The 14,582-nt window shown below is 54.7% G+C and carries 16 protein-coding genes; 11 read left to right on the top strand and 5 right to left on the bottom strand.

Going from position 1 to position 14,582, the window contains the following annotated elements; all coding sequences use genetic code 11:
- Positions 1 to 18: 18 nt before the first annotated feature.
- Positions 19 to 702, bottom strand: coding sequence for a GntR family transcriptional regulator (locus tag Q1B13_RS15640; protein ID WP_299081961.1), 684 nt, complete (start codon positions 700 to 702; stop codon positions 19 to 21).
- 140 nt (positions 703 to 842) lie between these two features.
- Between Q1B13_RS15640 and Q1B13_RS15635 the strand changes: the two genes are divergently transcribed.
- The 5 genes from Q1B13_RS15635 to Q1B13_RS15615 all read left to right on the top strand — a co-directional run bounded on the left by Q1B13_RS15635 (position 843) and on the right by Q1B13_RS15615 (position 6,134).
- Complete coding sequence (locus Q1B13_RS15635; RefSeq protein ID WP_298937381.1) at positions 843 to 1,928, top strand: polyamine ABC transporter substrate-binding protein; 1,086 nt, start codon at positions 843 to 845, stop codon at positions 1,926 to 1,928.
- 75 nt (positions 1,929 to 2,003) lie between these two features.
- Positions 2,004 to 3,131, top strand: coding sequence for an ABC transporter ATP-binding protein (locus Q1B13_RS15630; RefSeq protein ID WP_299081964.1), 1,128 nt, complete (start codon positions 2,004 to 2,006; stop codon positions 3,129 to 3,131).
- Complete coding sequence (locus Q1B13_RS15625) at positions 3,131 to 4,021, top strand: ABC transporter permease subunit (RefSeq protein WP_299081967.1); 891 nt, start codon at positions 3,131 to 3,133, stop codon at positions 4,019 to 4,021. The genes Q1B13_RS15630 and Q1B13_RS15625 overlap by 1 nt, the downstream gene beginning before the upstream one ends.
- The gene (locus tag Q1B13_RS15620) at positions 4,018 to 4,836 is read left to right on the top strand and encodes an ABC transporter permease (protein ID WP_299081970.1); all 819 of its coding nucleotides are present in this window, start codon (positions 4,018 to 4,020) and stop codon (positions 4,834 to 4,836) included. Before Q1B13_RS15625 ends, Q1B13_RS15620 begins: the two co-directional genes overlap by 4 nt.
- A complete protein-coding gene (locus Q1B13_RS15615) occupies positions 4,833 to 6,134 on the top strand; it encodes an FAD-binding oxidoreductase (protein ID WP_299081973.1) in 1,302 nt (433 codons plus the stop codon). The genes Q1B13_RS15620 and Q1B13_RS15615 overlap by 4 nt, the downstream gene beginning before the upstream one ends.
- 12 nt (positions 6,135 to 6,146) lie before the next feature.
- Here Q1B13_RS15615 and Q1B13_RS15610 read toward each other — a convergent pair whose 3' ends face one another.
- Genes Q1B13_RS15610 through Q1B13_RS15600 form a run of 3 tightly spaced genes read right to left on the bottom strand, consistent with a single transcriptional unit; the run spans position 6,147 to position 8,970 of the window.
- Positions 6,147 to 7,010: an aminoglycoside phosphotransferase family protein gene (locus tag Q1B13_RS15610; RefSeq protein WP_299081977.1), complete on the bottom strand. Its 864-nt coding sequence runs from the start codon at positions 7,008 to 7,010 to the stop codon at positions 6,147 to 6,149.
- A 58-nt stretch (positions 7,011 to 7,068) separates the two neighbouring features.
- Positions 7,069 to 7,731, bottom strand: coding sequence for a flagellar hook capping FlgD N-terminal domain-containing protein (locus tag Q1B13_RS15605; RefSeq protein ID WP_299081980.1), 663 nt, complete (start codon positions 7,729 to 7,731; stop codon positions 7,069 to 7,071).
- Positions 7,732 to 7,734: 3 nt separating this feature from the next.
- Complete coding sequence (locus Q1B13_RS15600) at positions 7,735 to 8,970, bottom strand: flagellar hook-length control protein FliK (RefSeq protein WP_299081985.1); 1,236 nt, start codon at positions 8,968 to 8,970, stop codon at positions 7,735 to 7,737.
- A 111-nt stretch (positions 8,971 to 9,081) separates the two neighbouring features.
- Between Q1B13_RS15600 and Q1B13_RS15595 the strand changes: the two genes are divergently transcribed.
- The 6 genes from Q1B13_RS15595 (at position 9,082) to Q1B13_RS15570 (ending at position 12,809) form a co-directional block, all read left to right on the top strand.
- Entirely contained in the window at positions 9,082 to 9,357 is a 276-nt protein-coding gene (locus Q1B13_RS15595) for a rod-binding protein (protein WP_299081988.1), read from the top strand.
- Positions 9,347 to 9,706: a flagellar biosynthesis protein FlgN gene (locus tag Q1B13_RS15590; RefSeq protein WP_299081993.1), complete on the top strand. Its 360-nt coding sequence runs from the start codon at positions 9,347 to 9,349 to the stop codon at positions 9,704 to 9,706. The genes Q1B13_RS15595 and Q1B13_RS15590 overlap by 11 nt, the downstream gene beginning before the upstream one ends.
- Positions 9,707 to 9,914: 208 nt before the next feature.
- A complete protein-coding gene (locus Q1B13_RS15585) occupies positions 9,915 to 11,162 on the top strand; it encodes a flagellin (protein WP_298937371.1) in 1,248 nt (415 codons plus the stop codon).
- A 77-nt stretch (positions 11,163 to 11,239) separates the two neighbouring features.
- Positions 11,240 to 11,614, top strand: coding sequence for a flagellar biosynthesis regulator FlaF (gene flaF / locus Q1B13_RS15580; RefSeq protein ID WP_298937370.1), 375 nt, complete (start codon positions 11,240 to 11,242; stop codon positions 11,612 to 11,614).
- Positions 11,614 to 12,015 carry a flagellar biosynthesis repressor FlbT gene (gene flbT, locus Q1B13_RS15575; RefSeq protein WP_298937369.1) on the top strand — a complete coding sequence of 134 codons (402 nt, stop codon included), beginning with the start codon at positions 11,614 to 11,616 and terminating at the stop codon, positions 12,013 to 12,015. Before flaF ends, flbT begins: the two co-directional genes overlap by 1 nt.
- Positions 12,012 to 12,809, top strand: a complete 798-nt coding sequence (locus Q1B13_RS15570) for a DUF1217 domain-containing protein (protein ID WP_299081996.1) — start codon at positions 12,012 to 12,014, stop codon at positions 12,807 to 12,809. Before flbT ends, Q1B13_RS15570 begins: the two co-directional genes overlap by 4 nt.
- A 102-nt stretch (positions 12,810 to 12,911) precedes the next feature.
- On the opposite strand, the gene Q1B13_RS15565 is transcribed toward Q1B13_RS15570, so the two are convergent.
- A complete protein-coding gene (locus Q1B13_RS15565) occupies positions 12,912 to 14,486 on the bottom strand; it encodes a DUF427 domain-containing protein (RefSeq protein WP_299081999.1) in 1,575 nt (524 codons plus the stop codon).
- Positions 14,487 to 14,582: the final 96 nt, after the last annotated feature.

Raw genomic sequence — 14,582 nt, 5'->3', positions numbered from 1 at the left:
CAATCGAATCGCATGGAACTAGGCGGCTGTAAGCGCTTCTGCCATCAGCTCCATCCCTTGCTCGATGTCCTGAGCAGTTGCCTTGGCCACCTGATCTGCGTCCCCTTTGCGCAAAGCTGCAATAATATCTTTATGTCGATCCGGCAGGCTTTGCGTGCCGAAGCGACCGCAAACAACCCGCAGAGATGGGCCAAACCGAAGCCATAGTCTTTCCGCAAGATCACTGAGGATCGGAGCGTTCGCGTGGGAATACAGCGTCTCGTGAAAAGCTTGGTTTAAACGTAGATACCCGCTGACGTCGCCATCGGCGATAGTCTGGTCCAAATGCCGATCAATGCGCTCCAGATGATCAATATCTTCGACCTGCAGGTTTGCCGTTGCGCGTCTAGAAAGCTCTGATTCTATTGATATTCTGGCGAATATCATCTGTTCGATGTCAGCCGTGGATAGCAATGGAACACTCACCCGGCGATTGCCTTGAAAAACCAATGCACCGTCCGAAATAAGTCTGCGGATCGCTTCACGTACCGGAGTCATGCCGACGCCCAGCGAATCAGTCAAACCCTGGATCGTGACGGGCTGACCCGGGACCAGTTCGCCGAACAGGATTTGAGATCTGAGAGTTTGGTATACCTTCTCGTGGGCAGGGCGTTTCTCGCGCTCGGTTGGTGTGGCCAACGCCTTATTTTTGATCAAATCCAATTGGTTCATCCTATTTCGACTACCCCTGACTTGTCAGGTGGCGGACCTCGTGAAACCATACGCTGGATCGGGGGAAAACGCAAAACTTGATCAAATCCAAAAAAACGGGAAGATACTCGTACATTCGCAGGGAGAAGAATATGATAATCAAAACGCTGACGCTGACAGCGGTCATCGCATTGGGGACATCGGCGGCTTTTGCCGATGAGGTGCGTGTTTACAACTGGTCCGACTACATCGACGAGGATCTGCTGAGTAAATTCGAAGAAGAGTCAGGCCTGACCCTGATCTATGACGTATTTGACAGCAACGAGGTCCTTGAGACCAAAATGCTTGCCGGTGGCTCAGGCTATGACGTGGTGGTGCCGTCCGGGACGTTCTTGCAACGTCAGATTCAGGCAGGTGCCTTCCAAGAGTTGGATTCGTCGAAATTGTCGAATTCTGGCAACCTGTGGGACGTCATTCAGGAACGCACCGCAGGCTACGACCCGAACAACGCGTATTCCATTAACTACATGTGGGGAACGACCGGCCTCGGCATTAATGTCGGCAAAGTCAAAGAAGTGCTGGGCGATGATGTTGCTTTGAACAGCATGGACCTGGTCCTGAAGCCTGAGAACATGGAAAAGCTGGCCTCGTGCGGGGTGCATTTCCTGGATGCACCCTCGGAAATCATCCCGATGGTTCTGCAATACATTGGTGAGGATCCCGACAGCCACGACAAAGACGTGATTGGCAAAGCTGAAGAGGTTCTGACCAGCGTCCGGCCGCATATTCAAAAATTCCACAGCTCAGAATACATCAACGCGCTTGCAAACGGCGATATCTGTGTTGCCGTAGGCTGGTCTGGTGACATCCTTCAGGCGCGGGACCGTGCAGCCGAGGCGGACAATGGAGTTGAGATCGAATATCATGCCTTCGCCGAAGGATCGCTGATGTGGTTCGACCAGATGGCCATTCCGGCGGATGCACCAAATCCGGAAGGCGCGCATAAGTTCCTTGATTTCATTCTGGACGCCAACAACATGGCCGCCGCGTCGAACTATGTGTACTACGCGAACGGCAACCAAGCGTCTCAGGAATTTCTTGAGGAAGACGTGATCGGTGATCCGGCAATCTATCCGGATGATGCTACGATGCAGAATCTCTACATCACCACACCTTATCCCGCGAAGGTGCAGCGGGTCGTGACTCGTCTTTGGACCAAGGTCAAGTCTGGTACCTGATCCGACTATTCGACGCTGGGCGGTGTCGACACCGCCCAGCGTATTTTCTGTCCTGACCGACATGCGGGGGCCGCTTTGAACTCTGACGTTTTTGCGCCGTGGGAAGACCCACAGGCGAAACCATTGATCCAGTTCCAAAATGTGACCAAGCGTTTCGGGAGCTTCACGGCAATCGACAACCTGTCTCTGGACATTTTTGAGCGTGAATTCTTTGCTTTGCTGGGACCGTCCGGTTGTGGGAAAACCACGATGATGCGGATGCTGGCTGGGTTTGAAACCCCGACGGAAGGGCACATTCTGCTTGGGGGTCAGGACATTGATCCGATCCCGCCCAACAAACGCGCCGTAAACATGATGTTCCAGTCTTATGCCCTGTTTCCGCATCTGAGCATCTGGGACAACATTGCCTTTGGTTTGCGCAGGGACAACATGCCCAAATATGATCTGCAAGAACGCGTCGAAGAGATGTTACGCCTGACCCGACTGGAACAATTCGCCCGCCGCAAACCGCATCAGATCTCGGGCGGGCAACGTCAGCGCGTGGCATTGGCGCGATCGCTGGCCAAAGCGCCCAAACTGCTGTTGCTGGATGAACCGTTGGGCGCTTTGGACAAGAAGCTGCGGCAAGACACGCAATTCGAACTGATGGACATTCAGGAAAAGACCGGCACCACTTTCGTGATTGTGACCCACGATCAGGAAGAGGCGATGACCGTTGCCAGCCGTGTTGCTGTGATGGATCAGGGGCAATTGAAACAAGTTGCCACGCCCGATCGCATCTATGAAAACCCGAACTCGGTTTACGTGGCGGATTTTATTGGCGACGTGAATATTATCGAAGGTCGCGCAACGCCGGGCGGAGATGAGACTTATCAGGTCGATTGGGCCGAAGGGCAGACGCCACTGACTGCGACCTCAGCCACTGCATTGTCCAACGGCCAATCGTGCCATCTGGCGATCCGGCCCGAGAAGGTGACAATCTCCGCCGAGAGGCCAGAAGACGCCGTAAACGCCATCCAGGGCAAAGTGCATGACATCGCCTATCTGGGCAACTTATCCACCTACTATGTCGAGCTGGCGAATGGCACTGTTATCAAGGCGCAATCGGCCAATACCCGGCGAATCTCGCGTCGATCCTTCACTTGGGAAGACCCGGTCTGGCTGTCCTGGACAGCAACGGCTGCGGTTTTGCTGGCCAACTGATGCGCCGCGCCTTTTTGATCGCCGTTCCATATGTCTGGCTTTTGGCCCTGTTTATGGTGCCATTCTTCATCGTTCTGAAAATTTCGCTGTCTGACACGGCCCTTGCGATCCCGCCCTACACGCCGACGCTGGATCTGTCTCAGGGTTGGGCCGGTATCAGAGAGTTTTTCAGCCAATTAGATCTGGAGAATTTCGTTTGGCTGACAGAAGATGACCTGTACTGGAAAGCCTATCTGTCCAGCGTCAAGATCGCGCTGATCTCGACCGTGCTGACCCTGATTGTTGGTTACCCCATCGCATACGGCATGGCCAGAGCGCCGGAAGAATGGCGCCCAACCCTGATGATGCTGGTCATCCTGCCATTCTGGACCTCGTTCCTGATCCGTGTGTACGCGTGGATGGGTATTCTCAGCGAGGGCGGGTATCTGAACCAGTTGTTGCTGTGGACGGGTATCATCTCGACTCCGCTGACCATTCTGAACACGAATACCGCGGTCTATATCGGCATCGTCTACACTTATCTGCCTTTCATGATTCTCCCGATCTATTCGGCGCTTGAACGGATGGATGGATCTCTGATCGAGGCTGCCGAAGACTTGGGCTGTTCGCGCGTGCAGGCATTCTGGCTGGTCACAATCCCGTTGTCCCGTCCGGGCATCATTGCCGGGTGCTTCCTTGTGATGATCCCGGTGATAGGTGAATTCGTCATCCCGTCCCTGCTGGGTGGATCCGGTACGCTGATGATCGGCAAGGTGTTGTGGGAAGAGTTTTTCTCGAACCGGGACTGGCCAGTGGCAAGTGCCGTGGCGGTGGTTCTCCTGCTGATCCTGATCATCCCGATCGTACTGTTCCAACGCAACCAGCAAAAGCAGACGGAGGCCGAGCAATGAACAGGTTAAGCTGGTTCAACACGGTTTCCCTGACGCTGGGGTTTGCCTTCCTCTATATCCCGATGATCATCCTGATCATCTTCAGCTTTAACGAAAGCAAACTGGTCACTGTCTGGGCCGGGTTCTCGACCAAATGGTACGGTGAACTGGTTCAGAACGAAGCATTTCTGGATGCTGCATGGGTTACTGTACGCGTCGCAGTGTTCTCTTCGACTCTGGCAACTGTTCTGGGTACAGCGGCGGCTTATGTGCTGGTGCGCGGCGGGCGTTTCTTTGGCCGTACGCTGTTCTCGGGTATGATCTACGCCCCGCTGGTGATGCCCGAAGTGATCACAGGTTTGTCCCTGCTGTTATTGTTCATCGGCATCGGGCTTGATCGGGGTATTCTGACGATCGTTTTGGCGCATACGACGTTTTCGATGTGCTTTGTTTCCGTCGTTGTATCGTCGCGCCTCGTGACCTTTGATCGATCATTAGAAGAAGCGGCGCTGGATTTGGGATGTTCATCTGCTCAGGCCTTTCGCCTCGTGACCCTGCCAATCATTGCGCCGGCGGTGATCTCGGGGTGGTTGTTGGCCTTTACCTTGTCGCTGGATGATCTGGTGATCGCGTCCTTTACCTCGGGCCCGTCAGCCACGACCTTGCCGATCAAAATTTTCTCGGCGGTGCGCTTGGGTGTAAGTCCCGAAATCAACGCGCTTTCAACAATCATGATTGCGGTCGTCACTGTTGGCGTCGTCACCGCATCGCTGGTCACCAAACGCGCGATGATGCGTCAACGGCAGGACGAATTGGCGGCTGAACGCGCGGAATGAGGCGTATTTTCCCAGACTACACCTACGGCCCTGGACCGCGCGAGGGGTGTTGGTGGGATGAGACAATCGACGGCCCGGATTGGCCCGAGCATCAGGATGAAACCAGTGTGGATGTTGCGATCATCGGAGGTGGTTTCACCGGTGTTTCTGCCGCGTTGCATCTGGTCGAAAGCGCAGTTTCCGTCGCCGTGTTCGAAGCTGAAACGCCAGGATGGGGCGCATCAGGTCGCAATGGCGGATTTTGTTGTCTGGGCGGGTCAAAGCTTGATCACGCAAAAATTGCACGCCGGTTTGGGCAGTCGGCGGCACAAGCTTATGGCCAGGCTGAACTGGACGCTGTTCAGTTGGTATCGGATCTGCTGGCGGTTCATGAAATCGAAGCTGATACCCATTCGCAAGGCGAAACCCAGCTGGCTCACTCCCCTCGCGCGATGGAAAAGCTGCGCCGGACTGTGGATGCGTCGGGAGTTTTGCACGAGCAACATGAATTGACCGGGATAGGTATCGGAGGGTCGTTCCACGGAGGGCTCACTCTGCCGGTGGGATTTGGATTGAACCCACGGAAATATCTTTTCGGAATAGCAAAAGCCGCCGCGGCCCTTGGCGTTGAATTCTTCCAAAAAAGCGCGGTGTTAAACATACAGAATGTGGGATCAGGGTTTGTGCTGCAGACACCCAACAGTCGGGTCAACGCCAAAAAGGTTCTTGTCTGCACCAACGGATATTCCAGCGAGGATATACCAGCCTGGATGTCTGCCCGATACATGCCTGCGCAATCCACTGTTATGGTGACCCGGCCCCTAAGCCAAGCAGAGCGGTTGGCGCAGGGGTGGACGTCGGATCAGATGTGCTATGATACCCGAAACCTGCTGCACTATTTTCGACTGATGCCGGATGGGCGTTTTCTGTTCGGCATGCGGGGCGGGTTGCGATCCTCCCCGCGCAGCGAGGCCGCAATTCGGCAAAAGGTGCAACAGGATTTTCAGCGCATGTTTCCCGATTGGTCACGGGTCGAAGCGACTCATCTCTGGTCGGGTATGGTGTGCATGTCGCGTGGATTGCTGCCGTTTGTTGGGCCTGTGCAGGGGCAGGCGGGACTGCTTGCCGGCTTTGCCTATCACGGAAATGGTGTCGCCATGGGGACTTATTGTGGAAGGGCGTTGGCGCGACTGGCGTTGGGGCAAGACATTAACCTGCCTACGCCAATGACACAGACTCCGCGGCGGTTTCCTTTTGGTCGCTGGCGTCGCGCGATCATGCCGCCCGCTTACGCTGCTATGGCGTTTGCCGATCTCTGAGATCTCATCAACTCAGAGCGTCTCCATTTCCAACCGCAACCCCTCAGCATAGTCGGTGGCGCCATTCTCGACACGCCACAAGCAATATGCGGCCATACGCCATGCAAACCATGGACGAAGAACTTCGAAACGGGCGATGATCTCTGGGTGTTTGTAGGCTGACAGGAATCGGTCTACTTCCTTGGCGGTCAGGGGTGTGCCCCGATAAAGGCGTTGCATGGCCGGTGACAGAAACAAGGCAATGTCTTCGCAAGGGTCGCCCACAGCCGGGCATTGCCAGTCAATCAATGTCACCCCGCTTTCCGCCACAAGAATATTCCCGGCAACAGGGTCGCCATGGATCAGGCAGGTTTGGGTGGTCGCAGGTACCTTATGCGCTGGGCGCAATTTGATCAGTCTGCGGCGGGTTTCTGATGCGCACCCATCCAATATCTTTTGCCCGTGCGCCGTGAGATCAGCGCTGCCATTGCACCCATCCGGGGGGACGTCTAGGAAGGGATGCGAATGCAACTTGCGCAGCAATTCCGCGACAGGTTCAGGATTTTCCCGCCAAGGTGATCCAGGCGCGTGGTCGTAAAAAACCCAATGATCGTTCTGATGCTGGCCGGTCGCCCGCAATCGAGGCACGAAACCAGAAGCCTCCAAGGCCTTTAGGCAACGCGCCTCTAGTTCTGCATCGTTGCGGAACAGCGGATTTCTAAGGGATGTTTGGTACAGTTTCAGAACTTTGTCGCCATCGCCCCCAAGAACCTTCCACACTTGATTGGTGCGCCCACCATACAGCGTTTCAAATCGCGCACCCGAGCCGATCAACCCCTGATCTTGGAGCTGCCGAACTAGATCGGAAGGTGGTGAGGGCAAATCGGACAGCGGCATTACCAATTCTTCTGGCGAGTCGGAAGTTGCCAAGGTTTGGCCCGTCCAGTCCGTCAGATCAAGCGCCTGTTCGGATCGCCGTGACCTCTGTTGCTGATATCACCAGACCGCCTTCCAGCGTCAAGACAATCGCATCATCCCCGGCCTGCGCTTCGACAACACGGTGATAGGATGACGCCAATTGTTCGGACAGTAGTTTCCCGTTTTCATAACTTTCCAGCGTTGCTGAGTAGGTCCCCGATGCCAACGGGTTGCCAGCAGAATCCGTACCGGCCCATACATATTCCGTTTCGGTTACCGGCACTGTGATGCGATCGATGACATTACCCTCTTCATCGCGGATCACCAAAGTCGTCTCGTCTGCCGCAGGATCCGGTTGAGTAAACAGGGTGATCGGTTCATCATCAAAGTGAAAAGCCGATGCAGACCGAACGTCCATGCCAACCCAACTCGCTAATTCATCTAGATTTACGCTGCCCATCGCGGTCGCCAACGCGGCCAGCAGGTCATTGGTCTGCACCTGTTGTTCTACCATCGAAAACTGCGCCAGCTGCGACGCATAGTCCGACGAATCCATTGGTTCCAAAGGATCCTGATTTTGCGCTTGCGTAGTCATCATCAGCAAAAACGTTTCAAAATCCGAAGTCACTGCGGACGTTTTTGATGCCGATGTAGTCTGATTCTGCGCCGCGTGTTGTGTGGCTTGAGTTGGATTGATCATGCTTCAAAGCCTCATATCAATACCCCTGCCCGGGGCAGTACGCCGCGGAACGGGGTCAGTTCGAATCTCACTTTCGTTGGCGGCCGGTTCGAAAAGCGATCCTGCCTGCGAACCTGCGTTCTCGTGGTGTTGATCCGGCGAAGTTCCCAGATCGAAAGACATCTCGCCATATCCTAGTTTCTGGAACTCTGCCGTCAGCGTCGCCATGTGCCGTCGCATCAGGTCCAGCGTCTCGGGGCGCTCCGCTGCAATTGTCATATGCAGCCCGTCTTCTCGACCATTCAGCACGATGGAAACGCGCCCCAGTTCTTCCGGGTTCAGGGCGATTTCAATCGCCCCGGAACCGGGTCTTGACTGGATGGCAGCGGCCAGTTGGCCAGCAATCGCCCTAGCGATTTCGGCGCGCGTTGTCGCCGATGTTGAAATCAGTTGAGGCCCTGAATCGCGCGTGGTCTGAAGTGATGGCTCATCCCTTGCAGAAAGTAGCCCTTCTGCTTTTTCGATTTGCTGAACCTCATCTGAGCCGGCGGCCTTGGCCGCAGCGATCAATTGAAGCTGCGCGACGGTCGGAGCAGGCTTTGGCGCTTGCGCCCGGGCGCTTGTGTCAGCAGGGATAGGGGGCGACTGTGAATCAACCGCCAACCGCGAATCCTTTGTGGACGGGGTAACAAAGGGTTTGGAAACTGGTCCGGCGGAGTGCGCTGTTTGAGCGGTCGCCGGTTCGTCCGAGCGAATGATCTCAGATCCCCGTGTTGCAGAGGCCGGGTTTCCTGAATTTTTCCCCTCAGACAGCACAGGCGTCGCGCTTGTCGGTGTGCGCATTGGTTGGTCATCTCGTCTCAAAACCGGTCTCTGCACTTCGTCCACGAGATTGGCCTCAGGATTGGTGACCATGGATGTTTCATTTTGTGTTGGTGCAACCTCGGAGGCGTTATCATTCACCGGCTGAGTTGTGGTTATGTTTTCACCGACCCTTGTTGGCTGGGATACTTGATTTTCGACCAGCAGCTTGGGCGGTAAGGGAGGGGTTCCTTCAACGTCAGGGGTCCTAGCCTCTACCTCCGCTTCCGTGTCCTGAGCGTCTGCAATCATGGCCTCCGGTTCGGAGGGAATATCCTCTTCCTTCATGACGTCAAGGAAGCTTGTCGATCCTTTGGAATCGTGATTTTCCCTTTGGCCGGCGCCGGGTTTGTTAGGCGTGATTGGCGTCGAGGTTGCCAGTGTATGCGGGTTGGGCATTTTGCTCCGGCTCCGTTTGTCTCACCGGGAATTTGCCTGCAGGAAGTTACGTTTATTTTAACTGCTTTCACTTTTGATCGAGAAAGTTCGAAGCAATTTTCGGAGAAAGCAATGAAGGTTTCCCCACTGCCCCAGATGGCCACCCCGCCGTCAACCGCGAACAGGCTTCAGGCTGCGGCCGAAGACCTCGAAGCGGTGTTTTTGGCTGAAATGCTGAAATCCGCAGGCTTGGGCAAAACACGGCAATCCTTTGAGGGCGGCGCGGGCGAGGATCAGTTTTCTTCGTTTCTTGTACAGCATCAAGCTCAGCAACTGGCCCGATCTGGTGGCGTCGGATTGTCCGAAATTCTTCTGCAATCAATGATGGAGAAAACAAATGACACCTGACCCCAATACATCCCTCATCAAATCGCTCGAAGAAATTCTGGATCTGGAGCGCGCAGCGCTGGTGGAAGGGGATTTGGATCTGTTGACGCATATGGCGCCAGAAAAGGAAAAACTGATCGGTTCGATCAATGATCTTCATGTTCGCGACAGTAACGAGTTGAGTCGGGTACAAAACAAGGTCGAGCGAAATCAGGCATTACTGAACAGCGCAGCGGAAGGAATTCGCGCAGTCGCTGGTCGTATGGCCGAGCTAAGACGAATTCGGCAGGAGTTCAGCACTTATGGCGCAGACGGGCAGCGCAGCGGTTTTCCAGTTCGTGGTCATGCAAAACTGGAAAAGCGGGCATAGACGAAGGTTTGATTCAAATCCGAAATTTCCGGTTCGCGCGTTTTAGCACTCCGTTAGGGGATCGGCCTCAAAAGTGATCCTGCACCTGAAACAGCAGGTGGCGCGAACAGCCGCACGGCGCATCGCACAGGTCAGAAAGACACCAATTCCCGCAGATTCTGTGGGGTGAACAAGGGCTTAAAGGCCCGAACGGAAAAGGATGAAAACTATGTCCAGCATTCTGACAAATAATGGCGCAATGGTTGCGCTGCAGACCCTGAAGTCGGTCAACAAAAACCTGGAAATGACCCAGAACGCGATTTCGACCGGTAAGGACGTTGCCACTGCAAAAGATAACTCTGCTGTTTGGGCAATTTCCAAGGTCATGGAATCGGACGTCAAAGGATTCAAGGCAATCAAAGACAGTCTGGCCTTGGGTGAATCGACAGTTGCGGTTGCGCGAAACGCATCTGAAACAGTGACCGATCTTCTGACCCAGATGAAGGAAAAGATCGTTTCCGCTCAGGAAGACAACGTTGACCGAGATAAAATCAATGACGATGTCGGCGCGCTGCGGGATCAGATCGCCTCGGTCGTTGGAGCTGCGCAGTTTAACGGCCTGAATCTGGTGGATGGCTCGGCAGGGACTGCTTCGATCCTGTCCTCGCTGGACCGTGACAGTTCCGGCAACGTGAGCTCATCATCGATTTCGGTTGCAAGTCAGGATTTGTCGACCGGCGGTTACACCAGCAAAGGCGTCCTTGCGGGATCGGATAACGCAACAACTGATAACGATGCGGCCGGTTTCACCATGGACAAATCCGGTGGCAGCGGTGACATCGTGATCAACAGCGGGACCGACAACTTTGCAGCCGGTGACAAGATAGCGATTACCATTGGTGACAAAGTGGCGTCTTACACGGTTCAGGCCGGTGATCTCGACCCGTCTGGCACTTATGATGCCGCCTATACTGATGCCATTGTTGCCGTCGGGCTGAAGAATCAAATCGACGCGCTTGGTATCACTGGCGTTGCTATCGATTATGATTCCAGCGCGGCGGGTACGCTGTCTTTCGTAACGGGTACAGCAACCGCTGGCGCAGATGCTGATCGTGACGTTACTGTGTCGGCCCAGTTCACCAATGCAGGGTCCGGTGGGCTTGGTGCGCTAAGCTCGGTTGACGTGTCTTCTGACGCGGGAGCAGCCGCGGCACTTGGTACGATTGAGACACTGATCAACACATCAATCGACGCCGCCGCAGCCTTTGGTTCGGCACAAGGGCGGATTGAGACTCAGCAGAACTTCGTCTCTAACCTGACCGACTCGTTCAGATCGGGGATCGGCTCTCTGGTCGATGCGGATATGGAAGAGACATCGGCCCGTCTGCAGGCGCTGCAGGTTCAGCAACAGCTGGCGACGCAGTCGTTGTCGATTGCTAATCAGGCGCCGCAATCGATCCTATCGCTGTTTCGTTAAGCTCGGAATCTGGCTGGGGCGCGGCTTTCGCGCCCCAACCCTGATCGCCTAAAGACGGCACATTGGAAGGACTTCAAGTGACACCGCAAACGCTTGCTCAAAATGCATATGCGCAGACTGCCGCTCCGATACGCACGCCGCGTGACACGGAATACGAAGCAATTTCGAAAATCACGCGTCGGCTCAAAGCGGCCGCAGCCCAAAAAACGACGGATTTCTCTGCGTTTGTGCAAGCATTGCACGAGAACAGACGATTGTGGACGGTTCTGGCGACCGGTGTTTCAGATTCGGATAACGCTTTGCCAAACGATCTTAGAGCCCGGATCTTTTATCTGGCCGAATTCACTGAACATCACAGCAGCCAGATCCTGGGCAACAATGCTACTGTCGAACCTCTTCTTGAAATCAACACAGCTGTTCTGCGCGGGTTGCGCCAGATGAGGGCGACCTGATGGGCGGGTTGGTTTTGAAGCTCGCCCCAAAAGAGAGGGTTCTGATCAACGGGGTTGTGATCGAAAACGGGGGCCGCCGCAGCCGATTTTCGATCGTGACACCTGAGGCAAACGTTTTGCGGCTACGGGACGCGATTCATCCGAATGAGGCGAATACGCCGGTGCGCCGCGTGTGTTACGCAGCCCAACTTGTACTGTCGGGAGACATGGAGCCAGATCATGCCCGTCAGCAGTTGTTGCGCCGGGTCGAAGAACTGAGCCAGGTCTTTACCGACGCCGACAGTCGTCGCGTTTTGGCTGAAGCAACGGACGCGCTGGTTGCTGAGCACTACTACAAATGTCTCAAATCCTTGCGGTCTTTGTTGCCGCGGGAAGAGCGGTTGATGGCGTATCAACAATGACATTCCGACCCGTCATACCAACAGGTGGGCTGGTCGGCTGGCGGTTTCTTCAGCGCACATATGACGCCCAGATTGAAAGCTTCACGTCTTCGAACGTAAATGAGAGAGAAACCAAGTATTTTCTGGACAATATCGGTAAGGTTCAATCCGCAGAAGATCTGGTATCTGATCGGCGGTTGCTGCAGGTCGCGCTGGGCGCCTTTGGATTGGAAGGCGATCTGAACAACCGGTTCTTTATTCAAAAAGTTCTGGAAGATGGGAGCAACGCGCAGGATGCGCTGTCCAACCGTCTGTCGGACAAAAGATATCGCGAGTTTTCTGATGCTTTTGGGTTCGGCCCAGGTGAGGTCAGAAAAACAGAGCTTGTCACAAATATGGAGAAAGTCGCTAATAAAAACTTGGTCAATCGTTTTGAGATTTCGGTTGGTGAATCTGATGAAACGATGCGTATTTCGCTGTATGCGCAACATCAGTTGGTCGATCTGGCGAAGAGCGGTTCCAGTGGTGATACGAAATGGTTCGATCTGATGGGATTACCACCGCTTCGCAGCATGATGGAGACAGCGCTTGGATTGCCGTCTGCGTTCGCGCGATTGGATATCGACACTCAATTGTCCGAGTTTAAGAACCGTTTGCGTCAGCTAACAGGATCGGGTGATCTGGCTCAGTTTACCAGTAAAGAGGCTGTCGAGAAGCTCACGGACACCTATCAGGCGCGCAGCCAGATTGCTCAACTGCAAACCTCGGTTTCTCCAGCTCAAACCGCGCTGATCTTGCTGAGGGCTGTTGGGTAGTTCCGCGCGGTGCAAGAAAGTTGGACGCGCTGCTTAATCTGGTGGGCTTCAGGTCGTGAATTGGCGCAATAAATCAGAACTCTTCGATAGGCCGACGGGTGTTCATTTGTTCAGAATCTCATCTGCTGAGGTGCGCAACGCGAAAGATAGCACCGGCTTTGATACGTTGTGCAGGCTGACCTTACCCAACGGCAGTGCATTGGCACAAGCGGGCACGATATCCTCGGATACAACAATGCGGTGACCTGACGCTTTGCCGAATTCCCCAAGGCGAGCGGCAATGTTCGCGGCTTGCCCGATCACTGTGAAATCGAGGCGTTCGCGCGACCCCACGTTGCCATATGTCACACGTCCATACGCCACGCCAATTGAGCAATCGCAATGGATATCTGCTTCGGATTTCCGCAATTCCCCCAACCTTTCAACGATTTCAATCGAAGTTCGTTGCGCATTGGCGCGCGCGGCGGCGGGATTGTCATCGGTTGCAGGGAAAACGGCCAGCACAGCGTCGCCAATGAACTTCAACACCTCACCGCCATTATCGTGGACGATGCCTGAAACGGTTTCAAAAAACTCGTTCAGCAGATTGATGTAGGCCGTTCTGCCCAATCGCTCTTCCAGGCTGGTGGAATCGCGCAGGTCGCAGAACATGATGGCTGCATCAATCTCGTCCCCGTCACCACGCCTGATTTCACCCCCAAGAACACGAGCGCCAGAGCGCTTGCCCACGTATGTTTCGAGAAGCACTTGGGCATTCTCGCGCTGCATAAACACTTCGTAAAAGCGGGCAATCACTGATGCACATTCAAAGACCAATCCCAGATTCTCTGTCGTGAAACCATCTGGATGATCGCAGGTCAGGGTCAGCACATTGGTGCGCCCGTCCGAAAAGGGCAGCGGCATTGCCACATAGTCCGTTGCCCCTTTCTCACGCAGTTCTTCCATAATCGGGAAACTGTTATGGGGGTTGTCATCGTTTATTCTTTGACGAACACCGCCCATCCCATTGGAAACGTGGCGCAACGGGCTGTTGAGGAATGCCGGGTGGTCGTAGATTTCATATGTTGGGGCCCGTGTTAGAATCTCGGGCTGATCTTTTTCCCAAATGTAATGTTTCCCGACAATCAGCGGGTGCAAGGACCATGCCAAAATGCTCAGGCGCTGGATCGCAACGCCGTGTTGCAACATTTTTTCGGCCAGAGCCTTGGTAAAGGCTTCTGGGGTGTCGGCCAGCGATGCACCGCGCATCAGCCAGTCGATCAACGGGCCGCTTATGTTGCCATCTTCGGGTTCGCGCAGACGGTTGTCGCCCAGATCGATAGACGTGTAGGCGCTGGGCATGAAACCAATGTGACCTTGAATGGCCGCACTTTCCGGCAAAGCATCTTCGTACGACCAGACAGAATTGGCCAGGTTTTCACCTGCCAGATTCACATTGTGATAAGTCGCTGTGCCCTTGAATGGGCAAAACGTCTGCAGATCGGTTTCGTCACCGAGGTCCACGTTCACATCCTGACGCGGAAAATAAATGGTGGGCGACAGGCGTGTTTCGTACATCACCTTGGCGTTCTGGCTTTCGGCCAAAAGGATATCGTTACGGTAAATGGCGACCCGGCCGTTTAACGGCTCAACGGAGATACCATAACCTTTGATCTTCGGTGTGGCGTGGACGTTCATGATCGACCTCCCTTGCCATAGGCTTTTTTAGAATGGGGCTTTGTGGCCGATTTTCCAAGGGGGAGAGTTGGGTTTTCGCCATTGCAGGCACCGTCG

The organism is uncultured Ruegeria sp., assembly GCF_947489545.1.
Lineage (GTDB): Bacteria > Pseudomonadota > Alphaproteobacteria > Rhodobacterales > Rhodobacteraceae > Ruegeria.
This window is presented reverse-complemented; position numbering and strand designations above follow the sequence as displayed.